We start from the raw sequence: 20,676 nt of genomic DNA on the forward strand, positions 1-20,676 counted from the left end.
TTGCTTGGCTCTGGACCCCCGCCTGCGCGGGGGTACGGACGTGGTTGTGGTTGTGGTTGTGGTTGTGGTTCGGGCGTAGCCTGACCCGCCAACCCGTCATTCCGGCGAAGGCCGGAATCCATGGTGTCGGGGGCTGTCGCTTCCTGCGCGACCGTTTCCCCATTCATGGATCCCGGCTTGCGCCGGGATGACGGGGGGCAGATAGCGCCGCGTTCCGCCAACCGCTCGCGCAGGACCTGCGCCGCCGGGTCGGTGCCGACGACACAGGCGGCGGCCAGCGGCACCGTCAGCGGCGCGGCGGTGGCGAGGAGCGCGGCGGCGATCATGCGTGGCCGGGGCGGTCCTTCGGGTCGCGCCCGAATGCCTTGTTCGGTTCGGCCGCCATGTCGAACACCAGCCGTCCGCCCCGGACCAGATCGGCATGCGCGATCCAGCTTTTCGTCCACGGACGCCCGTTCCAGGTGACGCTGCGGACATAGGGGCGGTCGGGGGCGTTGCCGCGCGCCTCGACGATCAGCCGTTTGCCGCCGCCGACCTGGACGGTCGCGCGGTCGAACAGCGGGCTGCCCAGCACATAGGTCGCGCTGACCGGATCGACCGGATAGAAGCCCAGTGCCGAGAGCAGATACCATGCGCTCATCTGCCCGCAATCGTCGTTGCCGATGATGCCGTCGGGCCGGTCGTGGTACATTTCGGTCAGCAGGCGGCGGACCATCGCCTGCGTTTTCCACGGGCTTCCGCACCAGGCGTACATGTACGCGACATGGTGACTGGGTTCGTTGCCATGCGCGTACTGGCCGACCAGCCCCGAGATATCGGGCGGGGCGTCGGCGGGGAGTTCGGACGAGGCGGTGAACAGGCCGTCGAGCTTCGCTTCGAACGCGGCATCGCCGCCCATCGCCGCGATCAGGCCGGGAATGTCGTGCTGGTTGAGGAAGGTCGCCTGCCAGCCATTGCTTTCGGTGAAGTCGCGCCATTTCTTCGAGTGGCCGAGCGCATTGGGGGCGTAGGGTTCGGCCCAGCTGCCGTCCGCCATCCGGCCGCGGGCGAAGCCGATCCGCTGGTCGAACACGTTGCGCCAGTTGCCCGAGCGCTTGCGCAGGCGCGCGGCCCCGGCGGAGTCGCCCGCCGCGTCGGCGATGAACGCGCCGGCATAATCGTCGTAGGAAAACTCCAGCGTCTTGGACACGCTTTCGAAGATGCGGTCGGCGGGCGCATAGCCGAGTTCGTCATACGCCTTCACGCCGATGCTGTTGTCGAGATTGGGCGTAGTCCAGTCGAACGAGCGCTTCTTCACCCCGCCCCATGCGGCGGCATAGTCGGCGGCGATGCCTTTCGCGCGCGCTTCGGCGAGGACGGGGACGGCGTGCCAGCCGATCATCGTGCCGGTTTCCACCCCCTGTAGCGGCCAGACGGGCGGGCCGAACGGGCTTTGCTGGGTCTGGCGGATCAGGTCGCGGGTGAAGGCCTGGGTCAGCTTCGGGCGGATCAGCGTCTGGAGCGGGTGGAAGGCGCGATAGGTGTCCCACAGCGAATAGGCGCTATAGGCCGCCTCGCCGCGCGGGACGGTGTGCGTCTGGCGGTCGAGGCCGACATAGCGGCCATCGACGTCGGAGAAGAGCGTCGGGCCGATCGAGGCGTGGTAGAGCGCCGACGCCGCGACCACGCGCTGTTGCTCGGTGCCGCCGTCGAACCGGATCAGGTTGAGTTCGCGCGCCCATGCCGACCGGGCGGCGCGGGCGTAGCGGTCGAAGTCCCAATGCTTCGCTTCGGCGGTCAGATTGGCCTTGGCGCCGCCCAGGTCGACGGCGGAGATGCCGGTGCGGATGACGATCGGCGCGGCGCCCGCGTCGTTATAATGGAGCACTGCCTTCAGGCGCTTGCCGGTGACGCCCTTGTCGCCGGCCGGGGTGTCGTTGTCGCTGAAGAACTCGACGCGATCGGGTTTGCGCGACAGCTGCATCGCGAAGAAGATGCGGCGGCCCTTGGCCCAACGGAACACGCGGCGGGTGCCGGTCAGGGTGCCGTCGGGTTCGAGGGTGAGTGCGGCCTCGTCGATATAGGGGCGCTGGTTCGGACCCTCCAACACGAGGTGCGAGAGGTCGATCAGGATATGGCCGGGGCCGGCGGGGAAGCGGTGGCGCTGGATACCGGTGCGGTCGGTAACGGTCAGCTCGGCACGCACCCCGCTTTCGAGGGTGACGGCGTAATAGCCGGGTTCGGCGACCTCCTGGCTGAACCGCTGGCGATAGCCCTTGTCGGGGTCGTCGAGCGGGCCGCCTTCCAGTAACACGGGCCCGCGTGTCGGCACGACCAGCACGTCGAGCATGTCGCCGATGCCGGTCCCCGACAGGTGGGTGTGGCTGAAGCCGAGGATCGAGCCGTCGTCCTTGTGATAGCCCGAACAGGTCGCCCAGCGCGCGGTGTCGGTGTCGGGCGACAGCTGCACCATCCCGAACGGCATCGTCGCGCCGGGGAAGGTATGGCCGTCGCCGCCGGTGCCGACGAACAGGTTCGGGCGGGCAGGGGGCGGGGTGACGGTCGTCGCCGGCAGCGCGGCGGCGACGGCGAGGCCCGCGCTGCTGCCGAGCAGGGCGCGGCGGGAAAGCGTCGTCATTTCGGCAACTCCTGCGTGCCCGTGATGGTGAAGGCGACCTCCTGTCCGGGGGTGCTGCCCGGCTGGCCGCCGCCGAGGAACAAGCGATAGGCGCCCGGCCGCACCGCGCGGGTGCCGTCGAGCGACACGGTGCTGAGCAGGCGCGGGTCGAGGGTGAAGGTCACGGTCTTTGCCTGACCGGGCTTGAGCGCGACGCGCTGGAAGGCGACGAGGCTGTGGCGCAGGACCGGATCGTTCCATGCGCCGATCCGGTTGAGTGCGGCGGGTGCGATCAGATAGGCTTGCGCGACTTCCTCGCCGCTGCGCTTGCCGGTGTTGGTGATGCGGGCGGTGACGGTAAGTGGCTGACCGGCGGTGAGGGTTGTCGGCGCCTTGGCGTCGGCATAGGCGTAGTCGGTGTAGCTCAGGCCGTGGCCGAAGCCCCAGAGCGGCTGGCCGTCGAAATAGCGATAGGTGCGGCCCTTCATATTGTAATCGACGAAGGCGGGCAGGTCGCTGGTGCGGGCGTAGAAGGTGACGGGCAGGCGGCCCGAGGGGTTGGTCGTGCCGTCGAGGACATCGGCGATGGCGGTGCCGCCGACCTCACCCGGATACCAGCCGGCGACGATCGCATCGGCGTGTTGTTTCGCCCATTCCATCGCGACCGCGCTGCCCGAGAGCAGGACGACGATCAGCGGCTTGCCGGTTGCCTTGACCGCTTCGAGCAGTTGTTGCTGCGCCTGCGGGAGCGCGATGTCGGTGCGGTCGCCGCCCGAGAAGCCGGCGACTTCGAGGCGGAGTGCCTCGCCCTCGACGGCGGGGGACAGGCCGACGAAGGCGATAACGGCATCGGCGGATTGCGCGGCGGCAACGGCTTGTGTGCGCTGCGGATCGGCGGGGGCGATCCAGGTCAGGCGGATGCTGTCGTCGGTGCTGGCATGGATCAGGTCTAGGCGGAAGGCTTTGGGCGACGTGTCGGCGAAGTCGAGCAGCGCCTCCATCCGTTCGGACTTGCTGTCGTTCGCGGCGCCTTCGACGGCGGCGGTGCCGGTGGCGCTGAGCACGTCCTTGCCATCGACCCACAATCTCACCGCGTCGCGGCCCGAGCATTTGTCCCAGCAGCGGTTGATGTCGATGCGCAGCGTGTAGCGGCCCGGCCCCGGCGGGGTCAGCGTGCCGGTCCAGCGCACGCCGTAGTGGTCGACGGGCAGGTTCGCGGCGGGGCTGGTGCGCGCCCAGTTGAAATCGATGGTGCGGTCGGTGCGGGTCAGCACCGGTGTGCCGGTCATCGCCGGGTCTGCGAAGAACTCGGCCTTCAGCCCCGAACCGAACGCCGTCTGCGGGACGGGGAGGGGAACGCCCTCGGCCAGTGTCGACCCTTGCGCATAGGTGACGGCGAAGCGGTCGGTCAGCCCTTTGAGCGGCGTTACCGGGGCGGCGGAGGTGCCGTTGTAATTCGCTTCCAGCACGTCGAGGCTGTCGGCATTGGGGCCGACGACCGCGATCCGGGCGCCGCGCTTCAACGGCAGGACGCCGTTGTTCTGGAGCAGGACCAGCGACTTGCGCGCGGCCTCCAGCGCCAGCGCGCGGTTGGCGGGGGTGTGGAGGGCGCTGGTGGGAATCGAATCCCACCGGCTCTTGGCGCCGAACGCATGGCCGAGGCGCTTGCGAGCTTCGAAGGTGCGGGTGAGCGCGCGGTCGATGACCGCCTGTGTCGTCAGGCCGCGTTCGAGTGCCCTGGGCAGCGCGGCGTAGGCGGTGCCGCAATTGACATCCATACCGGCATTGATCGCGGCGGCGGAGCCGGCGGCATTGTCGAGCGCATAACGCTGATAATGGGCGATGTTGCCAATCGCGTCGCAGTCCGACACGACCAGCCCGTTCCAGCCCCAGTCGCGGCGGATGCGATCGTTGAGCAGCCAGTCGGCGGCACAGACCGGCACGCCGTGGACGCCGTTATAGGCGCACATCACCGACTGCGCCTTCCCCTCGGTCAGCGCGCGACGGAAGGCGGGGAGGTACGTCGCCTCCATGTCATAGGGTGCGGTCTGCACGCTGAACGCGTCTCGGCCCGCCTCCGGCCCGCTATGGGCGACCAGATGCTTGGGCGTGGCGATGACGCGGGGTTGCAGCGGGTCGGGGCCTTGCAGGCCACGGACATAACCGACCGCCAGCGCGCCGGTCAGCACCGGGTCCTCGCCATAGGTTTCCATCCCGCGGCCCCAGCGGGGATCGCGGAAGATGTTGATGTTGGGCGACCAGATGGTCAGCCCCTCGTAGCGCCGCCGGTTCTTGCTCGGCAGGGCGTTGTATTTGGCGCGGGCCTCGGTCGACACGACGGTGCCGATCCGCTCCATCAACGGCGCATCCCACGTCGCGGCGAGGCCGATCGCCTGCGGAAACACGGTGGCGACGCCGTTGCGGGCGAGGCCGTGCAGCGCCTCGTTCCAATAGTCATAGGCGGGCAGGACATCGCCCTGCGCCGGGGCGGTGCTTTGCAGTTGCGCCGCCTTTTCCGCAGGCGTCATCGCCGCGATGGTCGCGGCGATCTGCGGGTCGGGTTCGGCCGTGCCGGCGAGCAGGGCGAGGAGAAGGCTCACTTGGCGGCTCCGAGCGTTTGCAGCCGGAGCGCCTTCTTGAGCGAGCCGGCCGATGCCTTGCCCTCGATCGTCACCGTCGCGCTTTCGCCGGGCAACAGGTCGAGGAAATTGTCCGACGCCTGCACGTCGAGCGTGCCGAAGCCGATCCACAGCGCACGGGCGAGGCGGGTGGCGGTCACGGTCAGCGCCGGCTTGCCATCGACCGTCGACCAGCGGGTGACGAGCCCCGGATCGGGCAGCGTCATGTCCTTTTCGGGCAAGGCGGTCACCAGCGCGCGCGACGCGACCGCGCCGTCGACCAGCAGTTCGACCACGGTCACGCTACGCTTCGGATCGGCGCCCTTGAACAGGTCCGCATCGGTCATCGTCGCGACCTTCGTCGCCGACAGCGCGGGCAACTGGATCGCGGTTTCATGCGCCATCGTCACCTTGCCATCCATGTCCATCGTCCGCATCCGCCAGCGCGCGGTGACGGGAGCAGTCCGGTCGGAGATCAGTGTGATGTCGGTGGTGCCGGTCGGCTTGCGCGCCGCCGAGACGGCGAGCGGGGCGTAGAAGCGACGGGCGGCGAAGTGTAGCGCCTTCCACCGGCCATAATAGTCGATGCTCGACCAGGACGCGCCGGGCCAGACGTCGTTCAGCTGCCAGTAGAGCGAACCGCTGGTGACCGGACGGCAGGCGCGGTGGTGCAATGCGCCCAGCTGGATACCGTCGGCCTGCATCACCTGGCTGAGATAGACGAAATCGGCGAAGTCGCGGGGTTCGCGATAGCGCATGCGGATATAGTCGAGCAGCCGCTGTTGCCCCGCGCCCTTCAGGAACTTCTGGTGCGCGGTCATGACGAGGGAGTCGATCGCGTAGTCCGCAGGCTTCGCGAACTTCGCGATGGTCGCCATGTCGGGCATCGCCTGCAGCCCATATTCCGACATGAAGCGCGGGCAGCTGTCGAGATAGGCGGTGGCGGGCTTCTTGCCGCCCCATACGTCCCAATAATGGCGGTCGCCATTGCCGTCCTGATCGGGCTTGCCCTCGTAATTGGCGCTCGGGCTGCCGGGCCAGTAGGGGACGTCGGCGTCTCGGGCGGAGGCGGCGTCACGCAGCACACGATCGAACAGGATCGCCATGCCGACCCCGACGCGTTCCTGTTCATCGGCCCCGACGCGCTTCTTGAAGGCGGTACGGTCGCTCCACCCCTCCCAGCCCGACAGTACTTCGTTATTGCCCGACCAGAGCACGATCGAGGGATGCGCCTGTACCCGATCGACCTGTTCCTCGGCCTCGATCTTCACCGATTCGCGATAGTCGGGATCATAGGGGGTGATCGCGCCGCCGAACATGAAGTCGGACCAGATCATCAGCCCCAGCCGGTCGGCGGTGTCGAAGAAGCTGTCGGGCAGGTACATGCCGCCGCCCCAGATGCGGATCATGTTCATGTTCGCCGCCTTCGCGTCGCCCATGATCTTCGCCATGTATGCATTGGTGACCCGCGGGCCGAAGCTGTCGAACGGGATCAGGTTCGCGCCCTTGGCGAATACGGGGATGCCATTGATGCGGAACAGCATCCCCCGGCCGATCGCGTCCTTCTCGCGGACCAGTTCGACGGTACGGATGCCGGTCGAGCGCTGCTGGGCGTCGACCAGTTCGCCATCGAGGCGGGTTTCGGTCGCGACGGTGTAGAGCGGCTGCGCGCCATAGCCGGCGGGATACCAGAGCTGCGGGTTGGCGATGGTGAGGGGAACGCTAACCCGGTTCTCGCCCGCCGTCACCGCGACGGTGCGGGTGGCGCGGACCTTGGTGCCGTCGGGGGCGGTGACGATCGCATCGACCTGCACGGTCGCATCGCGATCGGCGATCAGGGTGACGTCGGCGGACAGGCGCGCCTCGACCGCCGTCACCGCCTCCTGCTGGACGCGGAGCGTATCGATGCGGACGTCGTCCCACGCATCGATCCTGACCGGGCCGTTGGGACCGACATTGATGATGCGGGGCCCCCAGTCCCAGCCATAATGATATTTGGGCTTGCGGATATAGGGCGAGGTCTGCCGACCTTCCGGCTCGTCGCCAGCGGTCGAGTCATATTCGCCGGGCAGGGGGTTTTCGAGTCCAGCCACCATCGGCTTCAACACGCCCAGCGGCGATTTGAAGAGGATGCGGATCTCGTTCGCGCCGGCCTTCAGCAGCGGCTTGGCGTCGGCGCGCCAGCGGCGATGTGCATTGTCGGCGGCGAGGAGCTTCTGTCCGTTGACGAACACCTCGGCAAAGGTGTCCAGCCCGTCGAACACCAGATCGACATGCCCGCGCGCCAGCAGCAGCGGCGAGGCGTTGAGCGTGCCTTTATACTCCCAGTCGCTGCGCCCGACCCATTGGATGGTGGCTTCGTTCAGGCCGATGAACGGATCGGGCGTGACCTTCGCCGCGATCAGGTCGGTCTGGACATAGCCCGGCACTTTGGCGGGCAACCAGCGTGCGGCCTTCGGATGCTCCTTCGCCGCGGTATCGCCGGGGGCTAGGCGGACCTGCCAGCCCTTGTCGAGCGTCACCGTCTCGCGCGGGGCGGCCCACAGGGCGGCGGGAGCGGCGGCGAGGAGCAGGAACAGGGCAGGCTTCACTTGGCGCTTTCCAGTTGCAGCGTGTCGACCGTGTAGAAGGGGTCGGACAGCGGGGAGGTGAATTGCAGGCACACGTCCGCATCACCCGGCTGTTTCGCGAAGGTCCCGGTAAAGCTGAACCGGTTGGGCGCGGTATCCGGGTCGGGCAGCGGGAAGGTGGCGGCGATGGTGCCGTCGCAGCCGCCGGTCCGCATCACCAGCTCGCCATGTTCGGTCACCGCGAAATGTTCGCGCAGCGCCTTATAGTCATGGGCGAGGCCATAGTGGCGCGGCAGGCGGGCGACCGTCACCGTGAACGCCTGCGCCACGTCGAGCGGCATCTTCTGCGCCTGGGTACAGGTGTCGAAGATGTTGACGTTGTACGCCGGGGCATCGCCCGACTGGCCCGAGACCAGCGGCACGCGCAGGCCCAGGGCGCCCTTCGGACAGGCGACCATGTCGGCCGTGCCGGTCGCGCGCAGCAGCGCCGGGCGGGTCGCGTCGAAGGCACGGGGGCGGGCGAGGGCGTGGCCGTCGCTGGCGAAGGCGGCGGCAGTGATCGTCTGCCCCGGCTTCACCGCGATCGGGGCGGCATAGGCACGCGAGCGGGCGGTCGGCTGGCTGCCATCGGTGGTGTAGCGGATCGTGCCCGCGCCGGTCTGGGTGGTCAGCGCCAGTTTCGGCGCCTTGCCGCGCAGCACGTCGCCCTTCGATCCATCGAGCGCATAGGTCACGGCGAAGGCCGCGTCGGCGGCGGCGATCCCCTGTCGCTCGTACCGCAGCATCTGCGGCTGGAGGCGTTCGACGAAGCCCTTCCAGTCGCGCTTGTCGCGCGGGCTCCAGGTGAATTCGGCGATCGCGGACAGGCGCGGGAAGGTGGCGTGCTCCTTCTGCTTGGCGGTCGCGAGATATTCGGACCAGGCATTGCCCTGCGCGCCCAGCACATGCGCGGCGGCTTCTGCGGTCACGCCGGGGCGGACCGGTTCATAGCCATAGACCATCTCCAGCGTCTGCAGCCCGATGCGGCCGGGCGGTTCGTCGCCGGCGGTCGACTGGATATTGTCGAGATAGAGGTTGGGGGCAGGCGACATGACCACGTCATGCCCCTTGTTCGCGGCCTCGACCGCGCCCGCCTCGCCGCGCCACGACATGACGGTCGCGCTGGTCGGCACGTCGCCTTCGAGAATCTCGTCCCAGCCGATCAGGCGGCGGCCCTTGGATGCCAGATGCTTGCCAAGCTCGGAGATCATCCAGCCCTGCATCTGGTTCTCGGTCTTCAGGCCCAGCGCCTTCATCTGCGCCTGCACCTCCGGCGAGCGCTGCCACTGGTCCTTGATCGCCTCGTCGCCGCCGACATGGATGAACTGGCCGGGGAAGATGTCGATCAGCTCGTCGAGTACGTTCTTGATGAAGGTCATGCTGCGGGGGCTGGGGGAGAAGAGCCATGGATTGACGCCCCAGTCATGGCCGACCGGCGGGCGGTCGCCGAGCACGCCGACCTCCTCAGGGTACGCCGCGACCGCCGCCTGGGCATGGCCGGGCATGTCGATTTCGGGGACGATGGTGATGCCGCGCTCCGCCGCATAGGCGACCAGCTTGCGCAGCTCGTCCTGCGTATAGAAGCCGCCGACCTTCGGGCCCGGCTGTCCCCCGGCGATGGGCGGCACGCGGAAGCCGCCGATTTCGGTCAGCTTGGGGTAGCGCTTGATCTCGACGCGCCATCCCTGATCGTCCGACAGGTGCATGTGCAGCGTGTTGAGCTTCTGCGCGGCCATGGTGTCGATGACCGGATAGAGCGTATCGATCGGCTGGAACGAACGGGTCACGTCGACCATCAACCCGCGCCAGCGGAAGCGTGGGGCGTCGTTGATGGTGGTCGCGGCGACGCGCACCGGCTTGCCGAACGCGGTGTCGGGGCTGAGCAGCTGGGCGAGCGTCATCGCGCCCCAGATCAGGCCGCGGTCGCCGCTGGCGGCGATGGTGATCGCGCGCGGCGTTACGGTCAGGCGGTACGCTTCGTCACCGGCTATGGCCGCGTCGCGGACGAAGCGGATCGGACCGGTCGTGGCAGGCGTCAGGGTCAGGCCGCGATCGACCTTCACCCGGTCGGCCAGCAGGCGCGCGGCGGTGGCGGCACCCTGGTCGGCGGCCGGGGCGGCGATGCCGGCGCCGTTCGCGATGGTGATCGATCCGCTGGCCGGCGTCATCTGTGCGGGGAGGGGCAGGAGGGGGGCGGTCTGTGCCGATGCCGGGGCAACGATCGCGGTGGCGGCAGCGAGGGCTGCCCAGGTCAGACGGTGCTTCACGCGATACTCCCCTTGGGTTGGCAGGCCGATTCGGCTCTGTCCGAAACTCTAGCGGCCCGAACGAAAAAAGGCCCCGGCAAAGCCGGGGCCTTCACGCGAAACGGAGGGCACGGGCCGCACCCCCCGGATCACCGGCCCCTTACATGCGGAAGGTGGCGTTGAGCGAGAACACGCGGCCGTTCTTGTAGACCGAGGTCGGCGCGTTCGGCGTGCTGCTGTACTGATAGTAGGTTTCGTCGAGCAGGTTCGAAGCCTGTGCCGTGATCGACACGCCTTCGGTCAGCGCATAGCTGATCTGCGCGTCGAGCTGGCGATAGGCGTCGGTATAGTCCTGCGACGACTGGCGGCCGAAGCGGTAGAAATACTTCGAGCGGCGGTTGTAGCTGACCCGCGCCTGGAACGGCCCGTTCTCGTAATAGGGCGAGAGCTGGAGCGTGTGGCGCGACAGGTACGGCAGGCCGGTCGCCAGCGAGGCTTCGGCATCGGCGAAGGTGTAGCTGCCCTGGAAGCCGAAGCCCCAGATCAGGTTGGTGTTGCCCGACAGCGAGAAGCCGGTGACCTGCGCGGTGCCGCCATTGACCGGCCGCGAAACGGCATAGGTCGCGTTGCGGGCGAGCAGGACGTTGAACTGCGTCTCGTTGTTCACCTGGTTGACGGTGTAGTTCGAAATGTCGCGGTAGAAGAATTCGGCCGCCAGGAAGCTGGCCGGCGCGAAATACCATTCCGCCGACAGACCATAGTTGGTGGCTTCATACGGCTTGAGCGCCGGGTTGCCGCCGCTGCCCGACAGCTGGTTGTCGTCGAGCGACAGCGAACCGGCAAGGTCGCTGTAGCGCTGGCGGGCCAGCACCTTCGCCGCCGACGCACGCAGCACCACGTCGTCGCCCGCCTGGTAGATCACGTTGGCCGAGGGCAGCAGGCGGTTATAGTCGTTCTTGACCGGCGTGTAGGTGTAGATCGGGAACAGCTGACCCGCGCGGTTGCTGGCGGTGTAGAACTTCGCTTCGTCGCTGGTGTGGGCGAAGCGGACGCCGACGTTGCCGCGGAACTTGCCGGTTTCGAAATTCGCCTGGGCATAGGCGGCCGCGATCTTTTCGTTCACGCCGAAGAATTCGTTGAACGAGAAGCCGCGATCGATCTGCTTGTTGCCGTACTTGGCCAGCGCGGCGATGATGCCGTCCTTGTCCAGCGTGGCGTAAGGCGTGCCGTTCCCCGACACGCCGAGGCCGTTATAGAGACCGCCCGGCAGCACGTAATAGGGCAGGTCGGCCAGCGTGAAGTTCTGGTTGGTGAAGACGGCGTTGCTGTAGGTCGTCTGCTTGTTGTCGTGGTCGACATAACGGCCGCCGAACAGGATTTCCTTGATCGGACCGAATTCGACCGGGTGCTTGAAGTTGATTTCGGCGAACTTTTCCTGGTCCATCGTGAAGCCCGACTGGAGCGGGATGCCACCGATCTGGCGACCGAAGAACTGCTGCCCGCCGTTGCGGGCCAGATCCTGCGCACCGAGATTTTCGCCGCCGACGGCGGTGAAGTTGCTCAGCCACATCGACGGGTCGCTGGCCGGCTTGGCCCAGTTGACGACGGTGTTCTGGCCGTTGGCGCCCGAGGTGAAGCCCTGCTGCGTACGGAAGTCGAGCAGATATTCGGGGTCCTTGCCGCCGGTCGCCTTGGTGCCGCCGACATTGCCGTTGATCGTCCAGTCGCCGGGCGTCCAGTCGACGAGCAGCGTGACCGAATCGTTCTTCAGGCGGGTGCGGCGATAATTGGTGTCGAGCTGGCCGGTCGCGCCGGCCTGGCCGGTCGGGATGCCGGCGAAGGTCGCCGAGGTGACGAGGCCGTCCGACGACTGTGCCGAGATCAGCCGCGAGCCTTCGAAGCCATAGGTATAGGCCGAGTTCGACACGTTGTCGTAATTGCCGCGGATGAACAGGCCGGTCGCGGTCACGGTCAGGTTGTCGGTCGGACGGGCCTGCACCGCACCCGAGAACCCGATGCGCTCACGTTCCTGCTTGAAGAATTCGCGGGCGAGGAACGAGGCGAAGCGCGCGCTGCTGAAGCTGGCGCGTTCGGCGGCGGTCAGCGCGGTGATGTTCTTGCCGTTGATCGTCGCGGTATTGGGTGCGTTGGCGAGCAGCGCGTCGCCGGTGCGATACCAGTACACCGCCGAACCGGCGCGGCTGAGCTGTTCCTTGTCATAGCTGACCGAGCCGAGGAAGCCGATCGTGTCGTCGGCATTGTGCCAGCTGTACAGCGCCGATCCGCGGAAGCTGCCGCGCTTCGCACGGTCGTTATATTCGCCGCCGGCGGTCGCGGCGATCGTGCCCGACTTCAGGTCGAGCGGCTTGCGGGTGACGACGTCGACGCTGGCGCCGATCGCGCCTTCCTGCAGGCGCGCTTCGGGGGTCTTGTACACGACCGCCTGGCTGATGATCGTCGGCGACAGCAGCGAATAGTTGAAGGTGCGGCTCGACCGGTCGGACGGGTTGCCGCCCCAGTCGGCCGAGGCGACCGAGTGGCCGTCGACGGTCAGGCGGTTCAGCGCCGGCTCGACACCCGCGATCGACAGCTGCTCGCCTTCGCCGAACTGGCGGTCGACCGTCACGCCCGGCAGGCGCGCCAGCGAGTCGGCGACGTTCGCGTCGGGAAACTTGCCGACGTCTTCGGCCGAGATGACGTCGACGATCGACCCGGCGTCACGCTTGGTCGCGATCGAGTCCGCGATCGACTTGCGGATGCCGGTGACGGTGATCGTGTCGGCGTCGTCCGTCGTGGTCGGCGCGGGCGCTTCCTGCGCGAAGGCCGGCGTGGCGAGCGCCACCAACGCGGTGGATGCCAGATATGCGAAACGCGAAAATGCCATGGACCCCTACCCCTTAAATCCGAGCGCGAAAGGCGCTCCCCCGATGTGGCCGCGACGGGCGAGACGACATGCGTCCAGCATTGGACCTATATTGGTTCCATGCAGGCTCGTTTTGGTCGACGGCAATGTGACCAATCGCAATCATAAAATCTACATAAAAATGAAAACAATCTTCACTGGTGAGAAATTTGATCCGATTTGCGTGCAATCGCCGCCTATGGCGAGGTTGTGCGAGTCTTTGACGCAATAAAATTGCTTAATCCAAAACAAAGGCGGGTTCCGTCGGATAGCGCATGGTCCTATGCAAACGACCGCGATGACCGATCCAATTCGCTGGATGATACCGCGAACAGCGGGCTGAATGGCATGATCCGGCCTGCGGAATCGGCATTGCATAGTACCAAAAACATACCTATCAGAGGGGCGTGTCCGCATCGTCCGCCTCCGCCATCGTTCGTTCGTCCGCCCCGGTTAGCGGCGGTACGGCCTTTTCCGAGCGGGTCGGGCAGTTGCGCGGCGATGCCCACGCGCCGCTCTATGTCCAGTTGCAGCAGCTGGTGCGCAGCGCGATCGAGCGGCGGATCCTGTTGCAGGACGACGCCATCCCGCCCGAGCGCGATCTGGCCGCCGAATATGCCGTATCGCGGATCACCGTGCGCAAGGCGATCGAGGGGCTGGCGAACGAGGGGCTGGTGGTGCGTCGGCGGGGCGCGGGCACCTTCGTCGCGGCGCGGGTCGACAAGAGCTTTTCGAAACTGTCGTCCTTCTCGGAGGATATGGTCGCGCGCGGACGGGTGCCGAGCAGCGCATGGGTGGCGAAGTCGGCCGGGCTGGTGACGCCCGAGGAATCGATGTCGCTCGGCCTGTCGCCCGGTACGCCGGTCTATCGGTTCCAGCGCATGCGCTTTGCCGACGATGTGCGGATGGCGGTCGAATATTCGGCGATCGCCGGCCATTGCCTGCCCAGCGTCGATGCGGTCGGCGAGTCGCTCTATGCCGCGCTGGAGGTCACCGGCTGTCGCCCGGTGCGTGCGCTGCAACGGTTGCGCGCCATGGCGTTTCCCGCCGAACAGGCGAAGCGGCTGGGCGTCGAGGTCGGCCATGCCGGGCTGTTCATCGAACGGCGCGGCTTCCTGGCCGATGGCGACACGGTCGAATTCACCCAATCCTATTATCGTGGCGACGCGTACGACGTCGTCGCCGAACTGAACGCAAGCTGATCCGGCGCCGGCCGGGTCCAAGAGGGGGTTCATGACGTCTATCGCCGAAGCCGGGCCGAAGCCGGTCGCAGCCGGGCACACCGCCATGCACCGCGAGGCGGGGGAGGGCGGCGCAGCGGTCGCCCGCTTCCTGTCGCGCAACGCCGACACGCTCGCCGCGCTGGGGCAATCGCTGCGCGCCGACCCGCCGGCGCTGGTCGTGACCTGTGCGCGCGGATCGTCGGACCATGCCGCGACCTATGGCAAATATCTGGTCGAGACATTGTGCGGCGTTCCGGTCGCCTCGGCGGCGCCGTCGGTCGCGTCGGTCTATGCGACGCGGATGGAGCGGATGAACGCGCTGGTGATCGCGGTGTCGCAATCGGGCCGCAGCCCCGACCTGCTGCGCACCGTCGAAAGCTACAAGGCAGCCGGCGCGCGCGTGGTGGCGCTGGTGAATGTCGAGGATTCGCCGCTCGCAGCCCTTGCCGACACGGTGCTGCCGCTGTCGGCGGGGGCGGAGACCTCGGTCGCGGCAACCAAGTCATTCATCACCTCGCTCGCCGGCCTTGCCGCCATCGCCGCGCATTGGAGCGAGGATGCGGCGCTGCTGGCGGCGCTCGATAACCTGCCTGCTCAGTTGGAAGCGGCGTTCGACCTCGACTGGAGCGCAGTCGCCGATACGCTGGTCGATGCGCGCAATCTGTTCGTGATCGGGCGCGGCTACAGCTTCGGCGTGGCGCAGGAGGCGGCGCTGAAGATGAAGGAAACCTCCGCGCTGCATGCCGAGGCATTCAGCAGCGCCGAGGTCCGCCACGGGCCGATGGCGATCATAAACGACGGCTTTCCGCTGCTGGGCTTTGCCACCTCCGACGATGCCGGCGACGATGTCCGGGCGGCGGCGGCGGAGTTTGCCGGGCGTGGTGCGGCGGTGCATCTGGCCGACGCGGCGAGCGACGACAGCCATCCGCCGGCGATCCGCAGCCATCCCGCGATCGAGCCGATCCTGATGATCCAGAGCTTCTATCGCATGGTCAACATGGTGTCGTTGCGGCGCGGGCTGAACCCCGATCAGCCGCCGCACCTGCGCAAGGTAACGGAAACCCGATGAGCAGTTTCGTTGTTCGCGGCGGCCGCGTGCTCGCCGATCATTGTACGCAGGACAGCTGCGCGTTCCGCGTCGAGAACGGCGTCATCGCCGACTTCCATGCCGGTGCCGACGCGGAGGTCATCGACCTCGACGGCGGCTGGCTGGTGCCGGGTTACGTGGATACGCAGGTCAATGGCGGGGGCGGCGTTCTCTTCAACGACCATCCGACGGTCGAGGGCATTCGTGCGATCGGTGCGGCGCATGCGAAGTACGGCACCACCGCCTTCCTGCCGACGCTGATCAGCGATTCGCTGGATATCGTTGCCGCCGGTCTCGACGCGGTCGATGCCGCGATCGAACAGGGGGTGCCGGGCGTCGTCGGCATCCATGTCGAGGGGCCGTTCCTGAACCCGGCGCGCAAGGGGATTCACGACGACAAGCATTTCCGCGCACTGGACGATGCGGCGATCGACCTGCTGACGCGCCCCCGCAAGGGCGTGGTGATGGTCACGCTGGCGCCCGAGCGCAACGACGTTGCCGCGATCGAGCGGCTGGTCGCGGCGGGCGTGATCGTCAGCATTGGCCATAGCGATGCGAGCTACGAACAGGCGCGCGCGGCGATCGATGCCGGTGCGCGCGGCGTCACCCATCTCTACAATGCCATGTCGCCCTTGAAGCATCGCGATCCCGGCGTGGTCGGCGCGGTGCTGGAGGACCGGAATATCTATGCCGGACTGATCGTTGACGGCGCGCATCTGCACCCGGCGGCGATCCGCGTGGCGCTGGCGGCGCGGCCGATCGACCGGTTCATGCTGGTGACCGACGCGATGCCGACCGTCGGCGCGGCGTCGAAGGAATTCGTGCTCAACGGCCAGCCGATCCATGTCGAGAACGGCGTGTGCGTCGATGCCAACGGCACGCTGGCCGGCTGTGACCTCGATATGGCCACCGCGGTCAGGAACACGGTCGAACTGGGTGTCGCGTTCGAGGATGCGGTGGCGATGGCGTCGGCAAACCCGGCCGCCTTCCTGCGCCTGTCGCACCGCATCGGCAGCATCGATGTCGGCCACAGCGCCGATTTCGTCTGGCTCGCCGCCGACCTGAGCGTGCGCGGCACGTGGATCGCGGGCAACCGCATCGTCTGATGATCCGGCCCGGTGAGCGCAGCAGGCGCGGCCGGGCCCTTGACCCAAGGGGGCATTGATGACCGCCATCCAGCTGACCGCGCCGCTTCACGGGTGGGCGGCCGCGCTCGACGATGTGCCCGATGCAGTGTTCGCGGGACGCATGCTGGGCGACGGTGCGGCGATCGATCCGCTGGGCACCACGCTGCATGCGCCCTGCGATGGACAGGTGCTGACGCTGCACGCCGGCGGCCATGCCATCACCCTGCGCGGGGAGGGCGGGGTCGAGCTGCTGATGCATATCGGCATCGACACCGTGCAGCTGGGCGGCAGCGGCTTTACCGCGAAGGTCGCGGTCGGCGACATGGTGACGCGCGGCCAGCCGCTGATCGACTTCGACCTCGACGCCTTGGTGCAGGCCGCGCCGTCGCTGATGACGCCGATCATCGTCACCAATGGCGACGCGTTCCGGATCGTCGATCGCACCGGGGGCCGCGCGGTCGCGGTCGGCGATCCGCTGCTGACGCTGGAGCCGCTGGGTGCGGTAGCGGTCGATACGCAGGCGTCGGGCGGCGAGCGGGTCGTCGCCGATGTCCGCGTGCCGCTGGCACACGGCATCCATGCCCGCCCGGCCGCGCGGATCGGCGAGGTCGCGAAGGGCTTCGCCGCGACCTGCTGGCTGGCGAAGAACGGCACGGAGGCCCGGACATCGGGCGCGGTCGGCCTGCTGGGCCTCGGCATCCGCCATGGCGATACGATCAGCGTCATCGCCAGCGGACCGGATGCGGCACAGGCGGTGACCGCGCTGGTCGACCTGATCGAGGGCGGCATGGGCGAGGGCGTGGGCGAAGTGCCCGCCGCACCGATCGCCGCCCCGCCGCCCGCCCAGCCCGTCGACCTGCCAGAGGGGCAGCTGGCCGGAACGCTCGCCGCGCCGGGCTTCGCCATCGGCACAGCGCGCTGGCTGCGCGTCGCCGACATTGCCGTGCCGGTCGACGGACAGGGGCCGGGCGTGGAGGCTGCGCGGCTCGACAGCGCGCTGGCGGCGGTGCGCGACCGGTTATCGGCGGAGGACGGCACGCATGCGGGCGCGACGATCCGTGCGGCGCATATCGCGTTCCTCGACGATCCCGAACTGCGCAAGGCCGCCGACCGCGACGTGGGCGCCGGGCGCGACGCCGGCCACGCATGGCGACAGGCGACCCGCGCACAGGCCGAGGTGCTGCGTAGCCTCGGCGATGCGCGGCTGGCCGAACGGGCCGACGATCTGCTCGACCTCGAACGGCAGGTGCTGCGCGAACTGACCGGGGCGGCGGACGATGCGTTGGCGTTCGCGCCGGGCACGATCCTGCTCGCCGACGACCTTTTGCCGTCGCAGGTGATGGCGCTCGATCCCGCCTGCGTGGTCGGCCTGGTGGTCGAGCGGGGCGGCCCGACCTCCCATGTTGCGATCCTTGCGGCGACGATGGGCCTGCCCGCGCTGGTCGCGGTGGGTGCGCCGCTGAACGAGGTGGCGGACGGGGCGACGCTGATCCTAGATGCCGACAATGGCGTCCTGCACGTCGCACCCGACGACGCGACGCTGGCGGAGGCGCGGACGCGGATGGAGCGCCGCGCCGCCGATCGCGCCGCCGCGCTCGCCCAGGCGGCCGAGCATTGCGTCACCGCCGATGGCGTCCGCATCGAAGCCTTTGCCAATCTGGGATCGGTCGAGGATGCGGTCGTCGCCATGGCGAACGGCGCGGAAGGATCGGGGCTGCTGCGCACCGAATTCCTGTTTCTCGAGCGCGATACCGCCCCCGACGCCGCCGAACAGGCCGCACTCTATGGCAACATCGCCGCCACACTGGAGGGGCGGCCGCTGATCGTGCGGCTGCTCGACGTCGGCGGCGACAAGCCGGCCTCCTATCTGCCGATCGCGCCGGAGGAAAATCCGGCGCTCGGCCTGCGCGGCATCCGCGTCGCGTTGGCCATGCCGGACATCCTTGAGGCACAGCTGCGCGGCATCCTGTCGGTGCAGCCGGTCGGGCAATGCCGGATCATGGTGCCGATGGTCGCCAGCGTCGACGAGATTACCGCCGTCCGTGCGGTCGTCGACCGGCTGCGCGTCGAGATGGACATTACGGAGCGGGTCGAGGTCGGCATCATGGTCGAAACCCCGGCGGCGGCGGTCACGTCGGCGACGTTGGCCGCCCATGCCGATTTCCTGTCGATCGGCACCAACGACCTGACCCAATATGCGCTGGCCATGGATCGCGGCAATCCGGCGGTCGCCGGCGGTGTCGACGGCCTCCACCCGGCGGTGCTGCAACTGATCGCGCATACGACCGACGGGGCGAAGCGTCACGGCCGCTGGGTCGGTGTCTGCGGCGGGCTTGCCTCCGACCGGTTGGCGGTGCCGTTGCTGATCGGCCTCGGCATCACCGAATTGTCGGCTTCCCCGCGCTTCGTCCCCGAATTGAAGGCGCTGGTCCGCCGGCTCGATACCGCCGCCTGCCACCGCCTTGCCCTCCGCGCGCTGGCGGCATCGTCGCCGCGTGAGGTCCGCGCCATGGCCCGCGAATTTTGTCAGGAGCTTGCCGCATGAGGTCCGTCGTCGAAGCGTTGCAACCCATCGGCCGCGCGCTGATGCTGCCGATCGCGGTCCTGCCGGTGGCGGGGCTGCTGCTGCGGCTGGGCCAGCCCGACCTGCTCGACATCGGCCTGCTTGCGGCGGCGGGCGATGCGCTCTTCAACAATCTGGGGCTGTTGTTCGCGATCGGCGTCGCTTGCGGCATCGCGCGCGACGGCAACGGCGCGGCGTGTCTTGCCGGGGTCGTCTGCTATCTGGTCGTCAAGAATGGCGGGCCGGTGTTCCTGACCGTGCCGCCGGAGATCACGCGCGGCTTCGACGAAGCGACCGCCGCGACCCTGTCCGCGGCGTGGAAGGTAAAGGCCTTCGCCAAGCTCGACGTGCCGATCGGCATCGTCTCCGGCCTGATCGGCGGCAGTTTCTACAACCGGTTCGCGACGATCAAGGTGCCGGAATATCTCGCCTTCTTCGGCGGTCGCCGTTTCGTGCCGATCGTCAGCGGGCTGGCCGGCATCGCCATCGCCGTGCTGGTGGGGCTGAGCTTTGCGGGGATCAGCGCGGCGCTCGACCTGACCAGTCGCGCCCTGGTGGCATCGGGCAGCATCGGGCTGTTCGGGTTCGGCCTGCTCAACCGGCTGCTGCTGGTGACCGGGCTGCACCATATCCTCAACAATGTCGCATGGTTCGTACTGGGCGACTTCAACGGCACCACCGGCGACCTGCGGCGCTTCTTTGCCGGCGACCCCAATGCCGGTGCGTTCATGGCCGGGTTTTTCCCGATCATGATGTTCGGCCTGCCCGCCGCATGCCTCGCCATGTACCGCTCGGCATTGCCCGACCGGCGCAAGGCGGTGGGCGGCATGCTGCTCAGCCTAGCGTTAACAAGTTTCCTGACCGGTGTGACTGAGCCGATCGAATTCTCCTTCATGTTCCTCGCCCCCGTGCTCTACGCGATCCATGCGGTGCTGACCGGCGTGTCGATGGCGGTGATGGATGCGCTGGGCGTGCGGCTGGGCTTCGGCTTTTCGGCCGGGCTGTTCGACTATGTGCTGAATTATGGAAAGGCGACGCAGCCGCTGCTGCTGCTGCCGATCGGCGCGGTCTATTTCGCGGTCTATTATGGCGTGTTCCGCTTCTTCATCGTCCGGTTCGACCTGAAGACGCCGGGGCGTGACGCCAGCGCCGCGCCGATGGGCGGGGCGCCGGCCGAGGGGGGCGTTCGGGGACGGGCGTTCCTGGCGGCACTGGGCGGCAGCGCGAACCTCGCCAGCATCGGCGCCTGCACGACGCGGCTGCGACTGGTGGTCGCCGATCAGGCATTGGTCGACGAAGCTGCGCTCAAGTCGCTCGGCGCGATGGGCGTGATCCGACCGTCGGACCGGGCGGTGCAGGTGATCGTCGGCCCGATCGCCGATCAGGTGGCGGAGGAAATCCGCGCGGCCGGGGCGGGCGCGCCGATGGCTGCCGTCGCTTTCCCGTCTTCCGAATCGGCGGGGGCCACGGCCGACCTGCCGCCGGCGCTCGTCGCCGCATTGGGCGGGGCAGGGGCGATCCGCGAAGCCCGGACGCTGGCCGGCCGGGTACGCGTCGAACTGCGGGACGCACGCCCGGTCGATGTCGCGACCCTGCCGGGGGTGCGCGGCGCGGCGCAGTTGACCCCGACCACGCTGCACCTGCTGGTTTGAGAACGTTCCCGGTGTGTTGCTCAAATAGCACGCCGGGCAAGCAATACGATCGG

At 68.2% G+C, this 20,676-nt stretch carries 10 protein-coding genes; 5 read left to right on the forward strand and 5 right to left on the reverse strand.

Annotated features, from left to right (window positions below):
• Positions 1 to 322: 322 nt before the first annotated feature.
• The 5 genes from PPZ50_RS06145 to PPZ50_RS06165 all read right to left on the reverse strand — a co-directional run bounded on the left by PPZ50_RS06145 (position 323) and on the right by PPZ50_RS06165 (position 12,953).
• Complete coding sequence (locus PPZ50_RS06145) at positions 323 to 2,617, reverse strand: GH92 family glycosyl hydrolase (protein WP_066693611.1); 2,295 nt, start codon at positions 2,615 to 2,617, stop codon at positions 323 to 325.
• On the reverse strand, positions 2,614 to 5,196 hold the full coding sequence (locus tag PPZ50_RS06150) for a glycoside hydrolase family 3 C-terminal domain-containing protein (protein ID WP_066693609.1): 2,583 nt from the start codon (positions 5,194 to 5,196) through the stop codon (positions 2,614 to 2,616). Before PPZ50_RS06150 ends, PPZ50_RS06145 begins: the two co-directional genes overlap by 4 nt.
• On the reverse strand, positions 5,193 to 7,805 hold the full coding sequence (locus tag PPZ50_RS06155) for a beta-mannosidase (RefSeq protein WP_066693607.1): 2,613 nt from the start codon (positions 7,803 to 7,805) through the stop codon (positions 5,193 to 5,195). Before PPZ50_RS06155 ends, PPZ50_RS06150 begins: the two co-directional genes overlap by 4 nt.
• Complete coding sequence (locus tag PPZ50_RS06160; protein ID WP_084401793.1) at positions 7,802 to 10,090, reverse strand: beta-N-acetylhexosaminidase; 2,289 nt, start codon at positions 10,088 to 10,090, stop codon at positions 7,802 to 7,804. The genes PPZ50_RS06155 and PPZ50_RS06160 overlap by 4 nt, the downstream gene beginning before the upstream one ends.
• A gap of 139 nt (positions 10,091 to 10,229) precedes the next feature.
• Complete coding sequence (locus tag PPZ50_RS06165; protein ID WP_126014120.1) at positions 10,230 to 12,953, reverse strand: TonB-dependent receptor; 2,724 nt, start codon at positions 12,951 to 12,953, stop codon at positions 10,230 to 10,232.
• A gap of 509 nt (positions 12,954 to 13,462) precedes the next feature.
• On the opposite strand from PPZ50_RS06165, the gene PPZ50_RS06170 reads away from it, so the two are divergent.
• Genes PPZ50_RS06170 through nagE form a run of 5 tightly spaced genes read left to right on the forward strand, consistent with a single transcriptional unit; the run spans position 13,463 to position 20,623 of the window.
• Positions 13,463 to 14,173 (forward strand): GntR family transcriptional regulator, encoded by a 711-nt coding sequence (locus tag PPZ50_RS06170; RefSeq protein WP_232308055.1) that lies wholly within the window; start codon positions 13,463 to 13,465, stop codon positions 14,171 to 14,173.
• 31 nt (positions 14,174 to 14,204) lie between these two features.
• Complete coding sequence (locus PPZ50_RS06175; RefSeq protein WP_066693599.1) at positions 14,205 to 15,263, forward strand: SIS domain-containing protein; 1,059 nt, start codon at positions 14,205 to 14,207, stop codon at positions 15,261 to 15,263.
• A complete protein-coding gene (nagA, locus tag PPZ50_RS06180; protein ID WP_066693596.1) occupies positions 15,260 to 16,387 on the forward strand; it encodes an N-acetylglucosamine-6-phosphate deacetylase in 1,128 nt (375 codons plus the stop codon). The genes PPZ50_RS06175 and nagA overlap by 4 nt, the downstream gene beginning before the upstream one ends.
• Before the next feature lie 58 nt (positions 16,388 to 16,445).
• Positions 16,446 to 18,953 carry a phosphoenolpyruvate--protein phosphotransferase gene (gene ptsP / locus PPZ50_RS06185; RefSeq protein ID WP_066693593.1) on the forward strand — a complete coding sequence of 836 codons (2,508 nt, stop codon included), beginning with the start codon at positions 16,446 to 16,448 and terminating at the stop codon, positions 18,951 to 18,953.
• Positions 18,950 to 20,623: an N-acetylglucosamine-specific PTS transporter subunit IIBC gene (nagE, locus tag PPZ50_RS06190; protein ID WP_066693588.1), complete on the forward strand. Its 1,674-nt coding sequence runs from the start codon at positions 18,950 to 18,952 to the stop codon at positions 20,621 to 20,623. The genes ptsP and nagE overlap by 4 nt, the downstream gene beginning before the upstream one ends.
• Positions 20,624 to 20,676 lie beyond the last annotated feature (53 nt).

Origin of the sequence: Sphingomonas hankookensis (assembly GCF_028551275.1) — a bacterium.
Lineage (GTDB): Bacteria > Pseudomonadota > Alphaproteobacteria > Sphingomonadales > Sphingomonadaceae > Sphingomonas > Sphingomonas hankookensis_A.